The sequence below is a fragment of the Nonomuraea sp. NPDC049129 genome (genome assembly GCF_040648495.1).
Classification (GTDB): Bacteria; Actinomycetota; Actinomycetes; order Streptosporangiales; family Streptosporangiaceae; genus Nonomuraea.
This window is the reverse complement of sequence record NZ_JBEZDU010000001.1, coordinates 24,748-45,714: the sequence shown is the minus strand read 5'-3', so window position 1 is coordinate 45,714 and position 20,967 is coordinate 24,748. Positions and strand designations below refer to the sequence as shown.

Below are 20,967 nucleotides of genomic sequence, written 5' to 3'. Positions count from 1 at the left end.
ACCCTAGCCCGTTTGGTCAATACCTTGTGGGCTAAGCCACATGGTATATACCAAAGAGGGACTTTCGTGCAGAAGGAGCAGATCTGACGATGTACATCCTCGCGATCGACCAGGGGACGTCCGGGACCAAGGCCATCGTCGTGGACGGGGGCGGGGCCGTCCTGGCGATCGCCGAGGAGGCCCTGCGCCCGCGCTATCTGGAAGGCGGCGGCGTCGAACAGGACCCGCACGCCCTGCTCGACTCCGTCCTGACCGCCGGACGGCGGGCCGGCGCGGCGGCGGGCGTGCCGCTGGACGCCGTCGCCCTGGCCAACCAGGGCGAGACCGTCCTGGCCTGGGACCCGGCCACCGGCGAGCCGCTCACTCCGGCCATCGTCTGGCAGGACCGCCGGGCCGAGCGGCTGTGCGCGGCCCGGGCTCCGTACGCCGACCGGGTCGCCGCACTCACCGGCCTCGTGCTCGACCCCTACTTCTCCGCGCCGAAGATGCGCTGGATCCGTGAAGAGCTCACCACCGAAGGCGTCGTGACGACCACCGACACCTGGCTGGTGCACCGGCTGTGCGGGGCGTTCGTCACCGACGCCGCCACCGCCAGCCGGTCGCTGCTGCTCGGCCTGGCGGACGGGCAGTGGAGCGGTGAGCTGCTCGACGTCTTCGGGCTCGGCGCCGAACGGCTCCCCGAGATCGTCGCCAGCGACGCCGTCGTCGGTACGACCACCGCCTTCGGGCCGGAGATCCCGGTGACCGGCCTGATCGTCGACCAGCAGGCCGCGCTCCTGGCCGAGGCGTGCCTGGAGACGGGCACCGCCAAGTGCACCTACGGCACCGGGGCCTTCCTGCTCGCCCAGCTCGGCACGTCCCCCTCTCGATCGACGTCGGGCCTGGCGACGTCGATCGCCTGGCGGCTGCGCGGGGAGACCCGCTACTGCGTGGACGGCCAGGTCTACACCGCGGCCTCGGCCGTACGCTGGCTCGCCGACCTCGGCCTCATCTCCGGCGCCGAACAACTCGACGCCGTCGCGGCACCCTCCAGCGACGGCGTGCTGTGCGTGCCCGCGCTCGCCGGCCTGGCCGCGCCGTGGTGGGACGCCGCCGCCACCGCCTCGTTCACCGGCATGACGCTCAGCACCGGCCGCGGGCATCTCGTACGGGCGCTCCTGGAGGGCGTCGCCGCCCAGGTCGCCGCGCTGACCACGCTGGTCGGCGCGGACCTCGGCGCGCCGTTGTCCCGGCTGCGCGTCGACGGCGGACTGACCCGCTCGCGCGTCCTCATGCAGGCGCAGGCCGACCTCGCCCAGCTCCCCGTGGAGGTCTACCCGTCACCGCACGCGACGCCGCTCGGCGCCGCCGCCTGCGCCCTGATGGCCCTCGACCCCGCGCTGGACGCGGCCACGGTGGTCGGCGGCTGGCGGCCGTCGGCCGTCTACGAGCCCGCCTGGCCCGCCGCTCGCGCCGCCTCGTACCTGGAGAGATGGCAGGCCGCCATATTGCTGTCGAAGGAGATTTCGTGAACGCTCCCCGTACCTACGATGTGGCCGTGATCGGCGGCGGCATCGTCGGCTCGGCCATAGCGCGGCTGCTGGGCGGCACCGCCCTGTCAGTGGCGCTCCTGGAGGCGCGCGACGACGTGGGCGACGGCACCAGCAAGGCCAACACCGCCATCCTGCACACCGGCTTCGACGCCAAACCCGGCACCCTGGAATCCCGCCTGGTCGCCCGCGGCTACGACCTGCTCGGCGACTACGCGGAGGCCACCGGGATCCCGGTCGAACGTACCGGAGCGCTGCTCGTCGCCTGGACCCCCGAACAGCTCGACGCCCTGCCCGAGCTGCGCGCCAAGGCCGAGCGCAACGGCTACACCGCCTGCGAGACCGTCGACGCGGCCGAGGTCTACCGCCGGGTCCCCGCCCTCGGCCCCGGCGCGCTCGGCGGCCTGACCGTCCCCGGCGAGTCCATCATCTGCACCTGGACCACCAACCTCGCCCTGGCCACCGACGCCGTCGACCGCGGCGTGACGCTGCTGCGCGGCCACCGCGTCACCGAGGTCCACGTCGGCGCGGACACCACCCGGCTGGCGACCACCGCGGGCGAGATCACCGCCCGCTGGGTGGTCAACGCCGCCGGACTCGGCGCCGACACGCTCGACACCCTCTTCGGCCACGACCGCTTCACGGTCACGCCGCGCCGCGGCGAACTGCTGGTCCTCGACAAGCTCGCCCGGCCGCTGGCGCCCTGCATCGTGCTGCCGGTGCCCTCGTCGGCGGGCAAGGGCGTGCTCGTCAGCCCCACGATCTACGGCAACGTCATGGTCGGCCCGACCGCCGAGGACCTGACCGACCGCGGCGCCACCGGCACCTCCGAAGCGGGGCTGGCGTTCCTGCGCGAGAAGGGCGCGGCGCTCATGCCCCGGCTGATGAAGGAGGAGGTCACCGCGACGTACGCGGGCCTGCGGGCCTCGATCGGGCGCGACGACTACCTCATCGACCTCGACGCCTCACAGCGCTACCTCCTGATCGGCGGCATCCGCTCCACCGGCCTGACCGCCGGCATGGCGATCGCCGAACACGCCGGGGACCTGCTCGCCGGCCATCTCGACCTCACCGCGCGCGCCGGTCTGCCCGCGCCGCCGCATATGCCCAATCTGGGCGAGGCGTTCGCGCGCCCGTATCAGGACGCCGCCGCGATCGCCGCCGACCCCGAGTACGGCCGCATCGTCTGTTTCTGCGAGCGGGTGACGCGGGGGGAGATCCGCGACGCGCTGGCGTCGGTGATTCCGCCCGCCGGGCTGGACGGCCTGCGCCGCCGCACCAGAGCCATGAACGGACGCTGCCAGGGCTTCTTCTGCGGAGCCCGGGTACGCGAGATCTTCGAGGGGGAGACGGAATGACCGAGCGGGTACGCGTGGCCGTCATCGGCGGTGGACCGGCGGGACTGACGGCCGCCGCCGCGCTCGCCCCGGCGGTGGACGGCGAGGTCCTGGTCCTGGAGCGCGAGCCGGAGACCGGCGGCATCCCCCGGCACAGCGACCATCCCGGCTACGGCATCCGTGACCTGCGCCGATTCGTCTCCGGCCCCGAGTACGCGCGCCGAATGACCCGCGCCGCCCGCGAGGCCGGGGCCCGTCTGGAGACGGAGGCCATGGTCACCGGATGGGCCGGAGCGCGGACCCCGGAGGTGACCTCGCCGCGCGGCCGCCGCCTCGTCCAGGCCGACGCGGTGGTCCTGGCGACCGGGGCGCGGGAGCGGCCTCGTTCGGCCCGGCTCATCGCCGGCGACCGGCCCGACGGCGTCTACACCACCGGGCAACTGCAGAACCTCGTACACCTGCACCATCGCGAGGTCGGGCGGCACGCCGTGGTCGTCGGCGCGGAGCTGGTCAGCTGGTCAGCGGTGCTCACCCTGCACGAGGCGGGCTGCCGTACCGTGCTGATGACCAGCGAGTACGCCAAACCCGAGGCCTACACCGCCTTCCACGTCCCGGGCCGGCTGGCCTTCGGCGTGCTCGTCCGGACCCGCACCCGGCTGGTCGCCGTCAACGGCAAGGGCCGGGTGACCTCGGTCGACATCGAGAACCTCGACACCGGTGCACGCCACCGCGTCCCCTGCGACACCGTGATCACCACCGGCGACTGGATCCCCGACCACGAGCTGGCCCGTACGGGCGGCCTGGACATGGACGAGTCCACACTAGGGCCGCGCGTGGACACCTCCCTGGCGACGAGCCTGCCCGGCGTGTTCGCGGCGGGGAACCTCCTGCACCCGGTCGACACCGCCGACATCGCCGCGCTCGACGGCCGCCATGTCGCCGCCGCCGTCCTGCGGCATCTGGCCGGCCACCCCGCCCCGGCCGGCGGGGTGCCGCTGGTGGCCGAGGCGCCGCTGCGCTGGGTCGCGCCGCAGATCGTACGTCCCGGCGGGCCGCCGCCCTCGCGGGGCAGGCTCCTGCTGTGGTCGGACGCCTTCCGGAGGTTCCCGCGGATCGCCGCGACCCAGGACGGGCGCCTCCTCGGCCGTACCCGCCTCCCCTGGCCCGCCGCCCCTGGCCGGGTCTTCCGCGTACCTTTCACCCTCGTGACGGGCGCCGACCCGGCGGGCGGGCCCGTACGACTCGCACTGGAATGACTGCCTAGCACCTGATCACGGAGTAGCTGTCAGGGCGGTGCGCGCGGTGGCGAGGATCTCCTCGGACAAGGGGGAGTCCTTGGTGGCGCGGGCCAGGACGAGTGCGCCGAGCATGGTGCACAGCCGGGTGATGCCGTCCTGGTCGGGGGTGGCGAGCGCGTCGGCGAAGTCGCTGACTCCCTGGGTGTAAACACGGTGGGCCTCGTGGTTACCGGGTTCGCGCGCCATGTCGCCGGCCAGCGCGGCGACGGGGCAACCGTCCGAGGGGTTGTCACGGTGCTCGACGGAGAGATAGGCGTCGATCAGCGCCTGCTGGGCGACGGTGTCGGATTGTCCGGTGTGCTGGTCGAGCGCGGCGATGTGGTGTTGGGCGAGTTCGGCGAAAGCATGGCTGGTGGCCTCGTCGATGAGCGCCTCTTTGGAGGCGAACTGCTTGTAGAAGCCGCCGTGGGTCAGTCCGGCCGCCTTCATGAGGTCGGCGACGCTGACGTGTGTGCCCTGCTCGCGGAACAGCCGGGAGGCGGTTTCCACGATCCGCCTGCGGTTCTCCTGCGCTTGCGCCTGTGACACGCGGCCCATCGGCCACCCCCTCATTTGGATGTCGGCTGTCATCTATCCTATGCTCCAACTTAGATTACAAACGTAATCTAAATGGATCTGCAACGCTGGGAGCAGACATGGAACTGAAGAACGCGGTCGCCGTGGTCACGGGCGCCAACCGAGGACTGGGCCGCCACCTGGCCGTCCAGCTTCTGGAGCACGGAGCGAAGGTGTACGCGGCGGCGCGCCGCCCGGAGAGCGTGGACGTGGCCGGCGCCATCCCGCTGCGCCTGGACGTGACCGACGAGGAGTCCATCCGGGCCGCGGCCCGCCTCGCCTCAGACGCGACCCTGCTGGTGAACAACGCCGGGATCTCCACCGGCACCCCGCTGATCGCCAGCGACATGGAGGCGGTGCGGCTGGAGATGGAGACGAACTACTTCGGCCCGCTAGCCGTGACGCGCACCTTCGCCCCGGTCATCGAGGGCAACGGCGGCGGCGCCGTGGTCAACGTCCTGTCCGTGCTGTCCTGGTGGCACCCGGCCGTCACCGGGGCCTACGCCGCGGCCAAGGCCGCCGCCTGGGCGCAGACCAACGCGGTCCGCGAGGAACTGGCGCCGCGCGGCATCACCGTCTCGGCGCTGCACGTCGGGTACATGGCCACCGACATGGCGGCCAGTATCCCCGCCGACCAGAAGGCCGACCCCGCCGACGTCGCCGCCCAGGTCCTGCGCGGCATCGAGAACGGCCGGCCCGAAATCCTCGCCGACGAGGTCACCCGGAACATCAAGCAGAGCCTGTCCACCACGCTGAACCCGGCCTGAACCCAGCCGGAATCCCGCCTGAAGCGGCGGTCAAGGACGGCGACGGAGCGGTCAAGGACGGCGACGGAGACTGAGGGCGGCGCCCTCACTCCCTCGTCCCTTACTCCGGCACGACGCCGATGACCATGCGGTGATCGAGGTGGTCCGGCAGATCAGGGGCTTTGGTGAGCGCTCCGGTCCGTACGTCGATGATGAGGAAGCCGCGGGTGGAGTCCACGATGACGCGCCGGTCGTCGAGCCACTGGGCGACCTCATCGCCGCACGGGGCGGGGAAATCCCTGATCCGGGCGCCGGTCGTGGCGTCCCAGAAGGTGATCAAGCCGTGGCAGCCCATCAGAAGCTTCCCGTCAGGGGAGAGGCTCTTCACATCGTCGGCGTCGATGTACTCGGCAACCGTCCTGGCCTTGCCCTGGTTGTCGACGGAGATGATCGCACCGTCGTAGTGGCACTCCCGGGAGCCGACGACCTTGTCTCTGGTCACTCCGAACACCACGCACAGCTTCGGGATGGTCCGGGCGCCGCCCGTCTCGAAGTCCGTGATGATCATGCGTTTCTCCGCCACGACGGCGGCCGCGAACAGCCTGCCGTCCGCGGAGACCGCCAGGGGAGTGGGGCCAGGACTCTGCCTGTCCAACTCCCAGGCGGTGAGCCGGCGGGTGAGGGGACGCGACCGGCCATCGCGCAGGTCCAGGGCGACGTACTGGTTCGTGGCGGAGTCCAGGTAGGCGAGGCGATGCCCGTCGAGGCTGACCACGATCTCCTGGTCGGCATTCTTGATCAGCATGTCCTCGCCCGTCGCGAGGTGGACGCTCCGACCGCCCTCCGCGAAGTCGGTCCAGCGGATGGGCGCCGCCGTCGGATGGAAGGCGACGACACCCTTCTCCGGAGGCGCGCTCGGTTGGGGCGTGCAGGCTGCCACGGCGAGCACTAGGAGGATCACCGCGCGCTTCATACCGCTCCGATGGTCAGGTCTTTTGATGACATGTCCGGCACGTACGGCACACCGCGGGCCGCGCCGGTGGCCAGATTCACCACGTAGACGGCCACCGAGTGGTATCCCGGCGCGAAGACCACCACCTCGTTCGCTCCCGCCCACCGGTAGAGGTGACTCAGTACGGCGGTCGGTGGCAGCTGCGGGCGGATCTCGCGGATCGTCTTGCCGGTGGCCGGATCGAACAGGCGGATCTGGTTCTTCGCCTGGGAGAAGGCCACCATGGACCTCCCGTCGGGAGAGGCCGTCACATCGCCTCCTCCGTCGAAGGGGTCGCGGATGGCGTGTTCGCCGATCCGGAAGGTGGCGCCGTCGTAGAGGACGAGTTGGTGGCCCGCCCAGCCCTGCAGGTATTGCTCCGGGCCGGTCACGCGCCGGAGCTCTCCCGTCGAGGTGTCGGCGATCACGACGGTCAGCGCTGGGGATCCCTGGGCCGCCAGGTAGCGGCCTTCGGCGGAGAAACGGAGCGTGTTCGCGGTGAAGCCGGTGGGGACTGGTACGACCGAGCCGGTGGTGAGATCGCGGACGATCACCTGATGGCGGGAGAGGCTGTAGTAGGCGAGCTTGTGCCCGTCCGGGCTCACCTCGACACCGGACAGCCCGTCGGCGTCGGGGATCCGCCACCGGGCTCCGGTCACGTCGATCACCGCGCAGCCGCTCCTGTCCGGGAAAGCGTTCCACGGGGCGGGCGCCTCGGGGAAGGAGTCCTCGACCCGCAGGCCGTACCGGATGGGCGTCTTGGTGGTCGCGGCCAGGACGGGCGAGAGCGGCGGAGTGGCCCGTTCCGGTTCGAGCAGGTCGTACTTCGGCCACAGCACCGTGAACACCACCGCTCCGGCGACGAGGAGGCAGGCGCTCGCCACAAGCTTGCGGTGCAGGCGGATCAGCCGTTTGCGTCGCGGCAGGCCCGACGGGTCGACTTCGGGGGCGGCTTCCAGCGGGGCCTCCCCTGCCAGCGCCCGGACCTTCGCGATGCTCAGCCCGGTCAGGTCGGCGGTGTCTTCCTCGCTCCACCCGTCATAGTGCAGCGCCACCTGGACCGCCCGCTCGGCCCGCGCCTTCCGATAGAGCGTGAAATATGCGCCCTTGTTGTCTCCGTGCTTGAGCAGCGCGATCGCCGTGAGCTTCTCCGCCTTGGCCGGGTCGCCCACCAGCAGCGTCGCCGTGCGCAGCAACGGCGTCTCCCATTCGCTCACCACTCCACCCTCCCGAGTACGAAACCGGTGCCCCAGCTGGCGGGCGCCCCCGTGACGGTCCGGCTGGTCGCCCGCGCGATGTCGATCGCCTGGTAGCCATTCGATCGCTCGCACAGCACCTCGCGGTCGTTGAGCCATCTCTCGACCCGCTCGCAACCGGACCTCTTCACCCGGGCCAGCCTCTTTCCGGTGACGGCGTCGACGGCCTCGTAGTAGCCGATGTCGACCAACAGCAGCCGCCGGCCGTCGGGAGAGGGGAAGGCTTCCTCGTCATCCAACCCCGGCACGAGGAAGCCGCTGCCGTCGGCGCGGATCGCGACAACCCGGCGGTTCTCCCCGCTGCCGGGCCTGCACCGTGGGACTCCCCAGATGAGGTCCTTGCTGAGCCCGAACACCTGGCAGATCCCGGCGATCGTCCGGACCTTCCCGGTCCCGAAGTCCATGATCCGGCTGTCGGGCTGAGCCGAGTAGGCGACGAGGCCGCCGTCGTGGGAGAAGACGAAACCGCCGATGTTCACGGCCTGATCCGCGGTGAGCTCGGGCGAGAGGGGGCGGACCGTGCCGTCTCGCAGGTCGCGGGCCATCACCCGGCGATCGGCCAGATCCAGGTAGACCACCCGGTGCCCGTCGTCGCTGATCGCGATCCCGGGCTCCTGAGCGGCGTACGGAAGCGGGTAGACCTCGCCGGAGGCGAGATGCAGGCTCCATCCGTGACACGTCGCGTCGCCGCAGTGGGACGCGTCGCCGTACACGATGGGCTGGCCAGTACTGCGCGGCCAGAGGAACAACAGAAGGAGGACGCCTCCGGCTGTCGCGAGAAGAACGGCGGCCACCCGAATGCGATAGCGCACCCGGGACCGCCTGGCTAATTGAGACCAGGTGCCCGACACGAGATCGAATACTAGGAACGACCGATTGCGATCAGATTGCGGTCGTCCTCTTGCTGCCCTGGCGCGCGCCCAATGACTTACGGGATGATGTCCGCCACGATCCTGGCGGCGGCCTTCTGGCACGAGGAGAGCCGCCCGCTCATGCTCGCCTGCGCGGCCGAGTTGCTGGCGCACCGCCAGCCACCGACGGTCGCCACCCCGGCACTGCCCTGCTTGGGGGTGTCCGGCCGGTAGTAGGTCCGGAAGACCTTCAGTGCCGTACGGCAATCGGCCCGCCCCGCGGACACCGCGACCGCGGCCATGGGCCCGCCGCCGGGCGGCTGAAGCTCACCGCACACGGTCCCGGGCCCGGCGAGCTTCCGCGAGGGCGAGGGCGAGGGCCGAGCTGTCGGCGGCGCCGTCTCCGGTGCTTTCGTCTCGGGGGATTCCGGTGCCGATGTGGTGGGCGTCGCCAGGGCGGAGGACGGTGCCGGGGTAGAGGACAGTGCCAGGGTGGTGGACGGTGCCGCCTCCGGCTCGGATTTCTCCCCGCAGGCGCTCAGGAAGACCAACAGCACCGGAACACAGGCAATGACTCGCGACCGCACGAAACAGAACTCCACAACTCGACGTCAAGGTCGGCGTAGTCTCTCACGCCCAGCGCGTCGCTCCACCCTGCCGACGATCTGTCGTCGTCGCTGAAACTTTCACCGCCGCACCGCATGAGGATGAGGCTCTCCCCATGCTGTCCACCGCCCGTGACCTCGGCTGATGTGCCGCCTCCGGGTTGAGGCCGCCGGGTCGTCCGCGTACGTGAGACCTTTCCAGGCTCAGCGGTGCGTGCTTAGCTTCGCTCATCCATCGGAAAGCGCTTACCGAGCTCACGGAGACGAAGGATGCGCCTAAAAGCCGTCATGGCGTGCGCCGGCCTGCTGGCCGGCGTGCTCGTCGCACTGTCACCATCCATCGCGAATGCCGCGACCACCCGGTACGAGGCCGAAACCTCGCCGGCGGTCTGCACCGGGACGATCGACTCCAACTGGGCGGGCTACTCCGGCAGCGGCTTCTGCAACGGCACCAACGCCGCGGGCGCCTACGTCCAGTACACGGTGACCGCCTCGGCGGCCGGTACGGCGACGCTCGGGGTGCGGTTCGCCAACGGCACCACCAGCGCCCGTCCCACCAGCCTGCTGGTCAACGGTACGACCGTGCAGTCGGTGTCGTTCGAAGGCACGGGTACATGGGACGCCTGGACCACCAAGACGTTGACCGTCAACCTGGCCTCGGGCAGCAACACCATCCGGCTCGACCCCACAGGCAGCACCGGCCTGGCGAACATCGACTACCTCGAGGTCACGACGGGAAGCACGCCGCCACCCACCGGCACGCTGTACGCCTCGCCGAACGGCAGTGCGAGCGCGCCCGGAACGGAGTCGGCCCCGACGACACTCGCCTCGGCGATCACCCGCGTCACCGCGGGCGGGGTGATCTACGCGCGCGGCGGGACGTACAACCTCTCGCAGACGCTGACCATCGCGGCGGGCAACAACGGCACCTCGAGCGCCCGCAAGAAACTGTCCGCCTACCCGGGGGAGACTCCGGTGCTGAACTTCTCGGCCATGAGCGAGGACTCGGCCAACCGCGGTCTTGCCCTGAACGGGTCGTACTGGCACCTCTACGGCATCGTCGTCGAGCGGGCCGGTGACAACGGGATCTTCGTCGGCGGCAGCAACAACATCATCGAGCGTACGGTGACGCGCTTCAACCGTGACTCGGGGCTGCAGATCTCGCGGATCGCCTCTGACACTCCCCATGATCAGTGGCCGGCCAACAATCTCGTCCTGAGCTCGGAGTCGCACGACAACGCCGACTCCGACGGTGAGGACGCGGACGGCTTCGCCGCGAAGCTCACCTCCGGCCCCGGCAACGTCTTCCGCTACGCGGTGTCTCACAACAACATCGACGACGGCTGGGACCTCTACACCAAGACGGACACCGGAGCCATCGGCCCGGTCACCATCGAGGACTCCCTCTCCTACAACAACGGCACTCTTAGCAACGGCACCCAGAACGGCAACGGTGACCGCAACGGCTACAAGCTCGGTGGCGAGGACATCGCGGTCAATCACGTGATCCGGCGCAGCATCGCCTACCGCAACGGCAAGCACGGGTTCACCTACAACCGCAACCCCGGCTCGATGTCGATCTCGGACAACGTCAGCATCGACAACACGGAGCGCAACTACTCCTTCGACGCCGGCACCTCGGTGTTCCGCAACAACGTCTCGTGCCGCAGCGGCAGCGGGACCAACGACAGGATCGTGGGTAACGCAGACAGCTCCAATCAGTTCTGGTCCGGTTCGAACGGGTCCCGATGCTCCTCGTACTCGGGTGCCCTGCACTGGTCCTTCGCCGCGGACGGCCGCCTCGTGGTCACCTTCGGCTAGCCGGCGACGCCATGCCCCGCCTGGTCGCAGCCCATGATTCATGGGCTGCGACCCACGCGACGTCAGCGGATCGTGCGGCGGGTGACCGCTCAGGGCAGGGCTTCCCAGGCCCCGAACGGACTGTCGGCTCCCGGAGCCGATTGCCTGCGGGCATGGACAACGCCATCGGTCCCCACGGCGAACATGACGGCGGCCCCGTTCGCATCAAGGGTGGCCGCCGGGTAATCGACAATGGTCCCGCTGAGGTCGGCCCACGCGTCATAACCGCTGCCGTTCGCGATCAACTGCTTGGTCATGCTGACCCCGGTCGCGGCGTTGCGCTCGAACATCAGGATCCGCGAGTCCAGACCAGCCGGCGTGGCGACGAGTGCGGGCTCACCGACCCCCGCGTGTCCCCCGATCACGGCAGGCGTGGTGCTCCAGGCGAGGCCGGCCACGAGCTGGTAGCTGACGACCATCGCGGCGGTGCCGGCGCGGCGGTAGGCCACGTGGAGGCGCCCGTCCTGGGACAGAGCGACCGAGGGCGGGCTGGCCGGGGTCATCGACGGGACGGTGGTGTCGCGGGTGAAACCGCCGTTGGGGGTGGACTGATACCAGCGCAGCAGCCGAGTCCTGGAACTGGCGAACAGCTCGATGCGGCCCAGTGGCGTGGTGATGGCGCTGAGGCCGTCCTGCACGTCAGTGCCGCCCTGGTTCTGCCATGCGCCCCAGCCGCCGTTGGCCGCGGTCTGGACGCGGCTGCTGACCCCGCCATTGCCGTTCTTGACGAACATCTGCATGCGGCCGTTGGCGTTGGAGGCGACAACGGGCAGACCGATCTGTTCCTGGACTTCCCAGTTCGTGTGGGGATTGCCAAGGTCGGTCCAGCTGCCGGTCCAGGCGCCATTGGCCGCGGTCTGGGACATGGTGACGATGTGGTGGTCGGTCATTCGCCTGGCGAAGATCGCCAAGCGGCCGTCGGCCTGTTTGCCCACGCTGATCGCGGGTGCCAAGGCGCCGCCCGCGCCGGCCAGCGTGTACGGGCCGTCCCACGCGCCGGCCGGGGTCTGCCCGTAGGTGGTCACCACACCGTTTCGGACCACGAAGATCTGGGGTCTGCCGTCAGCGTTCCGGCCTGCCCAACGGGTTCCCCTGGCCCAGCGGTAGTACATCCGCGTCGGCCACACGTTCGGGTCGAACGCGTGGTCGTACTGGATGTAGTGATCGATGATCGCGCTCTTGCGGGCGCTGATCGCGGTCGTCAGGTTCATGGGCGCGTCGGCGATGTTGTAGTCGCGGTAGTTCACCAGCAGAATCGGTAAGCCCGACGCCGTGGCGGCGTCCCCGGCCAGCCGTCCCGCGGCCACGTGGTCGCCGTGGCCCGGGTCGTAGCGGCTGTCGACGATGGGGTCCTGGGCGCGGAGCACGTTGGGCTGGTAGTGGTTCATCAATCCCGCGAGTACGGCGATCACGTCGGCGCGCTCGTACGTGTACGACTCGCTCACCAGGCCGTTCTCAGGGATGATCGTGTGATCGACGAAGTCGTCCACGACGTTGAACCAGCCGATCTCGTTGTCCCGCATGTTCATGAACACCAGCTGGATCTGCGGATGACTCGTGAGCGTGTATCGCTCGACCTGTCGATCCGCGATCGTCCAGGCCACCCCGGTCCACTCCTCCTGGGCGGCCGGATCCACATCCGGCGCTCCCGCCATCCGGGCGTAGGCGTCCAGCATGCCGCGCTGCCGATTACGGGCCCGCTGCTCGTCGGTATCACCGTCTCCGGTGACCTGCCCCGCGGTGATGAAGACCGTCACGTTCGCCGCCCCCGACTGGATCGAGTCGTCGATGTCGGGGTTCATGAACAGGATGTCGTCGTCCTCATGCGCCACGATCTGCATGAACGCGCCGGGTGCGATGGTGGGCGTGGCGACGGCCACCCCGCCCATCGGCACCAACACGACGAGCGTCGCGAGCACGGCTAACAGCCGCACCCAGAACGAGGTAGTTCTGCCTCCGCGCATGTTGTTCCCCCCACGCAGGCCGTACCGGACAAAAGGTTCTAGGGTCCAGGGTCGAATAGTGAATAGTTCTTGGGCCGAGAGCAAGGGGAAACTTGATAACAACTGCGTAACGCGCCCAGAATTTCTCGAGAAGGTGGCTCTGGCCTGGGAAGACGCACTGGGGTGGTTGCGGATCCAGTGCTCCGACCGCCTTCTATGTGAACGAATGGGCGCGCTTTTGCGATCGACTTGGTCGCCAATATAAATTCGTTATAAAATCTACGGGGAAAGGAATTGGGCGAAGGATTCGAAGCCTTGCCGCTGTTCGTTTAAATTTGACGGCCGGTCAGAATTCGATGAAATGCCCGGCCGGGCCCGATGGGGGAGCCGGACCGGTGCCGCGGTGTCGTGCGAGGTCGTGCCGGTCCTCAGGTCGAGTTCCCGGATTCCGCCTTCGGCGCCGATCTCAGTCAGCTTGCAGTATTACCCGGTGCGACTACGGTCGCAGGCGGAGATCATCATGAGTGTGGACGAGGGCGACCAGAGTGGAGATCGTTCCCACGACCTCCGCCAAAGGAAAGGCATATGTCGCCAAGGAACGGTAAGCGCATCGCGTAGCGGGACCGCCGATCTGGGCGCCCGGAAGCCGGTGCCGCGCGAGGCGCGCTTCCGGGTCGCCAGCGTGACCAAGAGCATGGTCGCCGCCACCGTCTTGCAGCTGGTCCAGGAGGGCAGAGGCCGAGCGACTGCCCCAGCCCGAGCGGGGCCGCTTCGCCTACTCCAACACCGGCTACTACCTGCTGGCCGCCGTTGACGCGCTCAACCGCTACTTCTGCGACGAGCCGTACAAACTGCCTGGTGGGGCCGCGAAGTCGCGATGACCGATCCCGCACGTGCGCCCGCCGCGCCGATCACTCCAGGTTCGCGAGTTCGCTCTCAAAACGCCTGCGCAGCGCGTCCTTCTCCGGCTCCGGCAGCCAGCACGCCTCCACCCCGGCCAGCGCCATCGCCCGCAACCGCTCATCCGGTACGGCGAGCTGATCGGACAGGATCCGATACTCCTGAGCCAGCGACGTCGGGAACATCCCAGGGTCGTCGGAAGCCGGAATGACGTTGAGCCCGGCCTCCAGCATCGCCGCGATCGACGCCCGCCGCCACGGCCGCCACGAGCGCCGCGAGGTGGTCGAGATGACCGTGAACGGGACCTGCTCGTCCCTGACCCTGGCGACGACTTCGTCGTCCTCGAGGACGAAATAGCCGTGGTCGATCCGGTCGCACCCGAGCACGTCGAGGCAGGTGACCGTGTTGACGGCGACCGGCGCGTGCTCGGAGGAGTGAGCGGTACGGCGGAGCCCGGCCTCACCGGCGAGCCGGAAGGCGGCCTCGAACCGCTCGGGCGGCCCGGCGGTCTCCAGGTTGTCCAGCCCGATCCCGGCCACGTAGTCGTGGGGGTTGTCCACCACCGTACGGATCCAGGAGAGCGCCTCCTCGCCCGATGTGCTCCGGTCGACGGCCGCGATGAGCCGGCCCGACATGCCGAAGTCGCGTTCGGCCATCCTGATGCCCTCGGCGTACGCCTCGACCACCGTGGCGTAGCCGAGCTTCTCCTGATGTTCGGTCAGCGCGTCGAAGGAGACCTCGAGATGCCTGGTCGCGCTGGTCCGATGGGCGTCCTCGAACGCCTCATAGGTGATCCTGGTGAGATCGTCGGCGTCGCGCAGGACCTGGAGAACCCACGAGGACACCTGGAACAGCGAGTAGGGGACCGCGGGCTCGTCCGCGCTCCTGCCCTGCGGAACCGGGATCCGGGTGTTCAGGTAGAGCGCCGGGTCCGGGGGGAGCGAGTTCACGTCCGCGTAGATCCGCTCGGGCGTGTCGGGCAGGTCGAGCCCCTCCCGCCTGGCCAGTTCGGCGAAGGTCGAGGCGCGCACGGTGCCGATGAGGTGGCAGTGCAGATCGACCTTGGGCATCAGGTCGAGGTTCACTTGCCGGCCACCTCGCGGGTGAAGCGGTCGACCCAGGTGGTGCGGGTGTCGACGAGCTGGGCGGGGTCGAGGGTCTTGAAGCCGGCGGCCACGGGGTCCTTCGCCGCCTCGCCCGTCACCTTGGCGACGTCGGCCGGGATCTCGGCCTTCGGGTTCGTGGGCAGGTCACCGGCGGCCTTCGCCATGGCGCTCTGCGCCTCGGCCGACAGCATGTAGTCGATGAACTTCGCCGCGCCCTGCTGGTTCTGCGCGCCCTTGGGGATCATCGCCCGGTTAGTGGCCATGTAGCGGCCCTTGGCGGGAGCGGTCCAGGCGATCGGCTCGCCCGAGGTGACCAGCTTGGTGGCGAAGCCGCTCAGCGCGTCGGCGGCGACGATCTCGCCTTGGGTCAGCAGGTTCGTGACCTCGGTCGAGGAGGTGTAGAACTGCAGGACGTTCGGCGCCCAGCCGGCCAGGGTCTTCAACGAGGTGTCGATGTCGTAGGGGCCCTTGCCGTACGACTCACCCACCCCCGAAATCATGAGTTGTCCGGCGGTCACCGAAATATCGGGAAGAGCGACCTTGCCCTTGTTGGCCGCGTCCGCGAACAGCGCCCAGTCGGCGGCCTGCTTCTGGCTCAGCTTGCCGGTGTTGTAGATGATCCCGTTGAGCTGGTGCGTGTAGGCCGGTCCCTCGAAGGCGCCCTCGGTCGCGAACGGCGCGAGCTCCTTGATGTTGGGCACGTCCACCTTCTGGAAGAGGCCGTCCTTCTGCCCGAGCGCGGCGAAGTAGTCGGAGATCAGCACCACGTCCGCCTCCGGCTTGCCCTTGGCGAGCCGCAGCTTCGACAGCCGGTCGGAGTTGGACCCGGTGTCCAGCTCGACCTTGATCCCCGTCTGCTTGGTGAACGGAGCGACGACCGCCTGCTCGAACTCCTTCACCCCGAAGGGGAAGGTGCTGACGACGATGGTGTTCTGCTTCTCGGCGGAGCTGGAGCCGGAGCCGGAGCATCCGGCCGCGGCGAGCAGCGTCAGGGCAGCGGCCAGTACGGCACGGCGCGTTGGCATGGAGTTCCTTCTTTCAGCAGGGGAGGGAGACCAGATGGTCGTCCGGCGCGATGACCGAGACGCTCGATCCGGGAGTCAGGGGCGTGCCGCTGCGTACGTCGGCGAGCAGCCTGACGGTCGCGCCCGACGGGTCGACCACGTCGAGCGAGACGAGCAGGTCGACGCCGCGGAAGGCCACGTCGACCACCTTCGCGTCAAGGCCCTGACCCTGCTCGGCGAGGCGCAGATGCTCGGGCCGGATGGTCAGCGGAGTGCCGTCGGCGGCGGTGAGGAAGTTCTCGTAGCCGAGGAACTCGGCCACGAAGCGGTCGGCCGGACGGGGGAAGATCTGCTGCGGAGAGCCCTGCTGCACGATCCGGCCCTCGTTCATGATGACCATCTCGTCGGACATCTCCAGCGCCTCGTCCTGGTCATGGGTGACGAGGATGACGGTCAGCTTGGTCTCCGCCTGGATGCGCCGGATCTCGGCCCGCATCTGGACGCGCAGGCGGGCGTCGAGATTGGACAGCGGCTCGTCGAGCAGCAGGAGCTTGGGCCTGATCGCGATGGCCCTGGCCAGTGCCACGCGCTGTTGCTGACCGCCGGAGAGCTTCTTCGGCTTGCGGTCGGCCAGGTGCGCGAGCCCGACGAGCTCGAGCGTCTCCATGACCCGCGACCGTCTTTCGGCGGAGGGCACCTTGCGCAGCTTGAGCCCGTAACCGACGTTGTCGGCCACCGTCATGTGCGGGAACAGCGCGTACGACTGGAAGACCATCCCCAGATTCCGCTTCTCCGGCGGCGTCCGCGTGCTGTCGACCCCGTCGATGCGGATCGTCCCCGACGTCGGCGCCGAGTAGCCTGCGATCATCCTCAGCGTGGTGGTCTTGCCGCAGCCGCTCGGGCCCAGCAGCGTCGTCAGCTGCCCTGGCGGCACGGTGAGGTCGATCTCATCGACGGCGGTGAAGGAGCCGAACCTCTGGGTGACTCCGATCAACTCGGCGGCGGCGGTCATTGGTTGATTCCTCCGAAGATCTTGGCGAATCCGACCGTGCGCTCGGCGATCACCGCGATGACCACGGTGGCGGCCAGGACGAGGGTGGAAGCGGCGGCGACCATCGGGTCGTAGGACTGCTGGACGTAGTCGAGCATCGTCACCGGCAACGTACGGAAGTCGCGTCCCTGCAGCAGGAGCGACAGCGGCACGTTGTTGAAGGACGTGACCACGCTGAGCAACCCGGCGGAGAAGATGCCCGGCCGCAGGATGGGCAGCGTCACGTTGAAGAACGCGCGCAGCGGCGAGGCGCCGAGCCCGCGGGCGGCCTCCTCCAGCCCGGGGTCGGCCAGCGCGAGTGAGGCGCCGGTCACGCGCACCGCGTAGGGCAGCATCAGTGCCGTGTGCCCGACCAGCAGGGTGCTGAAGTTGTCCAGGTCCAGGCCGACCATCAGCTGCTGGAACAGCGCGAGCCCGACGACCAGCTCGGGGACGATGAGCGGCGACAGGAACAACCCCTCGACCAGCCCCTTGCCAGGGAGCTTCCCCCGGTGGACGGCGAGCGTGACAGGCACGCCGACCAGCAGCGCTAGCGCGGTGGCGAGTACAGCGAGCTCCAGGCTGGAGAGCGCGGCCCTGATGAACGGCTCGTAGCCGAGCGCCTCGTCGAACCAGCGCAGCGAGATCCCGTCGGGCGGGAACCTCAGGGTGCTGCCCGCCGTGAAGGCGGTGGCGACCACGAAGATGATCGGCACGATCATGATGACGTAGCCGATGACCGCGAGCGCCGCGGTGATGGGCCGCTTCATGAGGTGGCCCCCTTCCGCCCGATCAGCGAGGACAGCCCGGAGACCAGGAAGACCAGCACCGTCATGATGAGCGCCGTCGCCGAGGCGGAGGCCCAGTCGACCGTGGTGCTCGCGTAGTTGAACAGCTGCGTCGAGAGCATCCGCTGGCTGGACCCGCCGAGCAGATAGGGCGTGGTGTAGGCGGTGACGGACCCCGCGAACACCAGGGTGGCGGCCACCACGATGCCCGGCATGGTCAGCGGGATGACGACGCTCCACATCGTACGGATCCTGCTCCCGCCGAGCCCGCGCGAGGCGTCGTCCAGGCCGGGATCGACCTGGGCGACGGCCGAGTAGCAGGAGATGATCGCCAGCGGCAGGAACAGCTGGGTGAGACCGAGGATGATCGCCAGCTTGGTGTAGAGCAGCTGCGGCGCCACCTCGACGATGCCGAGCTGGACGAGCAGCTGGCCGAGCGCCCCCTTGGAGCCGAGGATCACCAGCCAGCCGAAGGTTCGCACCACGTTGCTCAGCATCAGTGGGAAGATCGCCACAGCCAGGAAGACTCCGCTCCACCGGGACGGCGAGCGGGCGAGCCAGTAAGCGATGGGGAAGCCGAGGACGACGCAGATGATCGTGACAGCCAGTGCCAACCCGACCGTGCGCCCGATCACCTCAAGGTCGTAGGGGTCCGTGAGCATCTCGCCCAGGCGCGCGAAGATCTCGCTGGTCGCCACGTCCGGCGGCGCGAAGAGCATCGCGGCGGAGGGGATGAGGAAGCCTGCGACGAGAAGGACGAGACCAGGCACCAGTAGAAAGGCCGATGTGCGGGAGATGTCGGCGTCCTTTCTCAGTGGCGTACGCTTACCTGGAACCGGTTGCGGAACCGGTTCCACGAGCCCTGACCATAAGTTATGAGCGGCCTCGCGCACAAACCCCAGTGTGAAATTCAGGTAACGACTCAAGGAGGATGAGTGCCGACACTCGCGGACGTCGCCGCGCTGGCCGGGGTTTCGAAGGCGACGGCCTCCCGCGCGCTGGGCCGGCCGGACCAGGCCGCCCCGGAGACGGTGGCCCGCGTCCGTGCGGCCGCTGAGCAGCTCGGCTTCGTCCCCAACCGGGCGGCCACCCAGCTGGCCCGCGGGCGGACCGGGGTGGTCGCCGTCGTGGTGCCCACGCTCGACAATACCTTCTTCACCCCGATCATCGGCGGGGCCCAGGCGCGCGCGGCCGACTCGGGGATGCAGCTGACCATCTCGGTGCACTCTCTGGAGCACAAAGCCCAGATCGCCGCGATCGAGCAGCTCGCGCACCAGGTGGACGGCTTCCTGCTCACCGCGCCCCGAGGTTCGGACGAGATCGTCCGCGCCGCCGCGTCGTTCAAGCCGACCGTGCTCATCGACCGTGAGATCGAGGGCATGACCTCGGCGGTCGCCGACACGGCCAGCGCCTTCGGCGCGCTCGTCTCCTGGTTCGTCGAGAAGGGTCACGAGCGCATCGTCTACATCGGCGGCCCGGCGGGCTCGTGGCAGGATCGCCAGCGCCAGGCCGCCGTCCGCGCCGCGACCGAGTCGAGCGGCGCGACGCTGACCATGCTCGGCCCGTACCCCTCGACGTTCGCCGCCGGAGTGGGGACGGCGGAGGCCGTGGTGGCCGCCCGCGCCACCGCCGTGGTCCCCTACGCGACCTCGATCGGCCTCGGCCTCATGTTCGCCCTGCTCAGCCGGGGAATCCGTGATGTCGTGGTCAGCTCGGAGCGCATGATCGTCGAGAGCCTCGGCCTGGACGACGTCCCCGCGATCGACGTGGACGGCGAGAAGCTCGGTGAGGTGGCCATGGACCAGCTCATGACCCTCCTCGGCGAGCGCAAGGAGCCACCGCCCACCAGACGCCGCCTCACGGTCCCGATCAGCTAGGGCGTTGCCCGATATCCAGTCCGCCGCAAGGGACACCGCAGGATCGCGATCCGGCAGAGCACCGCTCCGCCCGCAGGCGGCTGACCGGGTCTCAGTCGAGCCGCCTGGGGAGGACCGCGTCAGACGCCGACGGCCATGACCTCGAGTTGAATGTTGTCGATGTCCCGGAAGATGACTACCGAGTAGACGAAGGGTTCCTTCACGCTCTGGATGCCGGAGTGCGCGACGCCGAGCCTGTCGAGCCAGTCCGACCAGGCGAGCAGTCCCTCGCGGCCGTCCACCTTCAGGGAGATGTGGTCGAGGCCGGTCCGCACCTCGTCGAACTCCTCGCCCTGGTTGGCCGCGTTGTGGTGCAGGCCGATGGCCAGGCCGGTGCGGGGCTCGATGACGAGCTCCGCGTATCCGGTCCACTCGCGGCCGTAGTGCGGCAGCTTGCCGTTCACGAGTTCGGCCTGGAAGACCTTCTGGTACCACGCCACGCTGGCCTCGAGGTCCCTGACGGTGAAGGCGAAATGGGCCAGGCCGGCGAAGGAGGGTGCGGTGGCATCGCTCATCTGTGGTTCCTCATCCGTGAGTCGAGTTGAAGGGAGGGCTAGGCCGCGCTCTTGCCGACCAGTGCGATCAGCTCGAGTGCGGCGGGTCCGGAGGAAGCGGGGTTCTGTCCGGTGATGAGCAGTCCGTCGGTCACCACGTACGACTCGAAGTCGCCGACCTTGGAGAAGTCGGCGCCCTTGGCGATGAGCTCGTCCTCCACCAGGAAGGGCACGACCTTGGTCAGGCCCATGGCCTCTTCCTCGCTGTCGGTGAAGCCGGTCAGCCTGCGGCCGGCCACCAGCGGGGTGCCGTCCGGCTTCTTGGCGTGACGCAGCGCGCCCGGCGCGTGGCACACCATCGCGAGAGGCTTGCCCGTGTCGACGATCCGTTCGATCAGCCCGATCGACGCCTCGTCCTCGGCCAGGTCCCATAGCGGACCGTGACCGCCCGGGTAGAAGACCGTGTCGAAGTCGTCGGCCGACATCGAATCCAGCCGCACCGTCTGGGCCAGCTGAGCCTCGGCGGCGGCGTCGGCCTCGAACCGGCGGGTCTGGTCGGTCTTGGACTGTTCCTCGTTGCTCTTCGGGTCCAAAGGCGCCCGCCCGCCCTTCGGTGAGGCCAGCGTGATCTCCCACCCGGCGTCCTTGAAGTGGTAGTACGGCGCGGCAAGCTCCTCCAGCCAGAACCCGGTCTTACGCCCGGTGTCACCCAGCTGGTCATGCGAGGTCAGCACGATCAAAACCTTCACGGTTCCCGC

Annotated in this window: 20 protein-coding genes; 7 read left to right on the top strand and 13 right to left on the bottom strand. The window is 69.2% G+C overall.

The genetic code is table 11. The annotated features are described in order from the left end of the window. The first annotated feature begins 89 nt into the window (after window positions 1–89). The 3 genes from AB0B64_RS00215 to AB0B64_RS00205 are packed head-to-tail and all read left to right on the top strand — an operon-like array spanning window position 90 to window position 4,122. Window positions 90–1,511 (top strand): FGGY family carbohydrate kinase, encoded by a 1,422-nt coding sequence (locus AB0B64_RS00215; protein ID WP_358173326.1) that lies wholly within the window; start codon window positions 90–92, stop codon window positions 1,509–1,511. Continuing rightward, complete coding sequence (locus tag AB0B64_RS00210) at window positions 1,508–2,887, top strand: NAD(P)/FAD-dependent oxidoreductase (RefSeq protein WP_358173323.1); 1,380 nt, start codon at window positions 1,508–1,510, stop codon at window positions 2,885–2,887. Before AB0B64_RS00215 ends, AB0B64_RS00210 begins: the two co-directional genes overlap by 4 nt. Further along, a complete protein-coding gene (locus tag AB0B64_RS00205; protein WP_358173320.1) occupies window positions 2,884–4,122 on the top strand; it encodes an FAD-dependent oxidoreductase in 1,239 nt (412 codons plus the stop codon). The genes AB0B64_RS00210 and AB0B64_RS00205 overlap by 4 nt, the downstream gene beginning before the upstream one ends. Before the next feature lie 15 nt (window positions 4,123–4,137). Here the strand turns inward: AB0B64_RS00205 and AB0B64_RS00200 are convergent, their stop codons facing one another. Then, entirely contained in the window at window positions 4,138–4,701 is a 564-nt protein-coding gene (locus AB0B64_RS00200; protein ID WP_358173318.1) for a TetR/AcrR family transcriptional regulator, read from the bottom strand. 98 nt (window positions 4,702–4,799) lie between these two features. Here AB0B64_RS00200 and AB0B64_RS00195 point away from each other — a divergent pair, with 98 nt between their 5' ends. Continuing rightward, window positions 4,800–5,486 (top strand): SDR family oxidoreductase, encoded by a 687-nt coding sequence (locus tag AB0B64_RS00195; protein ID WP_358173315.1) that lies wholly within the window; start codon window positions 4,800–4,802, stop codon window positions 5,484–5,486. A 100-nt stretch (window positions 5,487–5,586) separates the two neighbouring features. Here AB0B64_RS00195 and AB0B64_RS00190 read toward each other — a convergent pair whose 3' ends face one another. From AB0B64_RS00190 to AB0B64_RS00175, 4 genes are all read right to left on the bottom strand, one after another. Beyond that, entirely contained in the window at window positions 5,587–6,426 is an 840-nt protein-coding gene (locus AB0B64_RS00190; protein ID WP_358173312.1) for a hypothetical protein, read from the bottom strand. A gap of 8 nt (window positions 6,427–6,434) precedes the next feature. Then, window positions 6,435–7,673, bottom strand: a complete 1,239-nt coding sequence (locus tag AB0B64_RS00185) for a hypothetical protein (protein WP_358173310.1) — start codon at window positions 7,671–7,673, stop codon at window positions 6,435–6,437. Next, window positions 7,670–8,524 (bottom strand): hypothetical protein, encoded by an 855-nt coding sequence (locus AB0B64_RS00180; protein WP_358173307.1) that lies wholly within the window; start codon window positions 8,522–8,524, stop codon window positions 7,670–7,672. Before AB0B64_RS00180 ends, AB0B64_RS00185 begins: the two co-directional genes overlap by 4 nt. 116 nt (window positions 8,525–8,640) lie before the next feature. Beyond that, the gene (locus AB0B64_RS00175; RefSeq protein WP_358173304.1) at window positions 8,641–9,120 is read right to left on the bottom strand and encodes a hypothetical protein; all 480 of its coding nucleotides are present in this window, start codon (window positions 9,118–9,120) and stop codon (window positions 8,641–8,643) included. Window positions 9,121–9,438: 318 nt separating this feature from the next. Here AB0B64_RS00175 and AB0B64_RS00170 point away from each other — a divergent pair, with 318 nt between their 5' ends. Next, window positions 9,439–10,989: a carbohydrate-binding protein gene (locus AB0B64_RS00170; protein ID WP_358173302.1), complete on the top strand. Its 1,551-nt coding sequence runs from the start codon at window positions 9,439–9,441 to the stop codon at window positions 10,987–10,989. An 89-nt stretch (window positions 10,990–11,078) separates the two neighbouring features. Here the strand turns inward: AB0B64_RS00170 and AB0B64_RS00165 are convergent, their stop codons facing one another. Then, entirely contained in the window at window positions 11,079–12,992 is a 1,914-nt protein-coding gene (locus tag AB0B64_RS00165) for a PIG-L family deacetylase (protein WP_358173299.1), read from the bottom strand. 340 nt (window positions 12,993–13,332) lie between these two features. Between AB0B64_RS00165 and AB0B64_RS00160 the strand changes: the two genes are divergently transcribed. Then, complete coding sequence (locus AB0B64_RS00160) at window positions 13,333–13,785, top strand: serine hydrolase domain-containing protein (protein WP_358173296.1); 453 nt, start codon at window positions 13,333–13,335, stop codon at window positions 13,783–13,785. 97 nt (window positions 13,786–13,882) lie between these two features. Here the strand turns inward: AB0B64_RS00160 and AB0B64_RS00155 are convergent, their stop codons facing one another. Genes AB0B64_RS00155 through AB0B64_RS00135 form a run of 5 tightly spaced genes read right to left on the bottom strand, consistent with a single transcriptional unit; the run spans window position 13,883 to window position 18,569 of the window. After that, window positions 13,883–14,956 carry a hypothetical protein gene (locus AB0B64_RS00155; protein WP_357952503.1) on the bottom strand — a complete coding sequence of 358 codons (1,074 nt, stop codon included), beginning with the start codon at window positions 14,954–14,956 and terminating at the stop codon, window positions 13,883–13,885. Beyond that, complete coding sequence (locus tag AB0B64_RS00150) at window positions 14,953–16,002, bottom strand: polyamine ABC transporter substrate-binding protein (RefSeq protein ID WP_357952504.1); 1,050 nt, start codon at window positions 16,000–16,002, stop codon at window positions 14,953–14,955. Before AB0B64_RS00150 ends, AB0B64_RS00155 begins: the two co-directional genes overlap by 4 nt. A 13-nt stretch (window positions 16,003–16,015) precedes the next feature. Continuing rightward, window positions 16,016–16,993, bottom strand: coding sequence for an ABC transporter ATP-binding protein (locus AB0B64_RS00145; RefSeq protein ID WP_358173294.1), 978 nt, complete (start codon window positions 16,991–16,993; stop codon window positions 16,016–16,018). Continuing rightward, complete coding sequence (locus tag AB0B64_RS00140; RefSeq protein WP_358173291.1) at window positions 16,990–17,781, bottom strand: ABC transporter permease; 792 nt, start codon at window positions 17,779–17,781, stop codon at window positions 16,990–16,992. The genes AB0B64_RS00145 and AB0B64_RS00140 overlap by 4 nt, the downstream gene beginning before the upstream one ends. Continuing rightward, a complete protein-coding gene (locus AB0B64_RS00135; RefSeq protein WP_357640695.1) occupies window positions 17,778–18,569 on the bottom strand; it encodes an ABC transporter permease in 792 nt (263 codons plus the stop codon). The genes AB0B64_RS00140 and AB0B64_RS00135 overlap by 4 nt, the downstream gene beginning before the upstream one ends. A 165-nt stretch (window positions 18,570–18,734) precedes the next feature. Here AB0B64_RS00135 and AB0B64_RS00130 point away from each other — a divergent pair, with 165 nt between their 5' ends. Next, entirely contained in the window at window positions 18,735–19,676 is a 942-nt protein-coding gene (locus AB0B64_RS00130) for a LacI family DNA-binding transcriptional regulator (RefSeq protein WP_357952507.1), read from the top strand. Between the two features lie 119 nt (window positions 19,677–19,795). Here the strand turns inward: AB0B64_RS00130 and AB0B64_RS00125 are convergent, their stop codons facing one another. Together AB0B64_RS00125 and AB0B64_RS00120 are read right to left on the bottom strand one after the other, a co-directional pair. Then, window positions 19,796–20,230 carry a VOC family protein gene (locus AB0B64_RS00125; RefSeq protein WP_357952508.1) on the bottom strand — a complete coding sequence of 145 codons (435 nt, stop codon included), beginning with the start codon at window positions 20,228–20,230 and terminating at the stop codon, window positions 19,796–19,798. Between the two features lie 38 nt (window positions 20,231–20,268). Continuing rightward, window positions 20,269–20,958, bottom strand: coding sequence for a type 1 glutamine amidotransferase domain-containing protein (locus tag AB0B64_RS00120; RefSeq protein ID WP_357952509.1), 690 nt, complete (start codon window positions 20,956–20,958; stop codon window positions 20,269–20,271). Window positions 20,959–20,967: the final 9 nt, after the last annotated feature.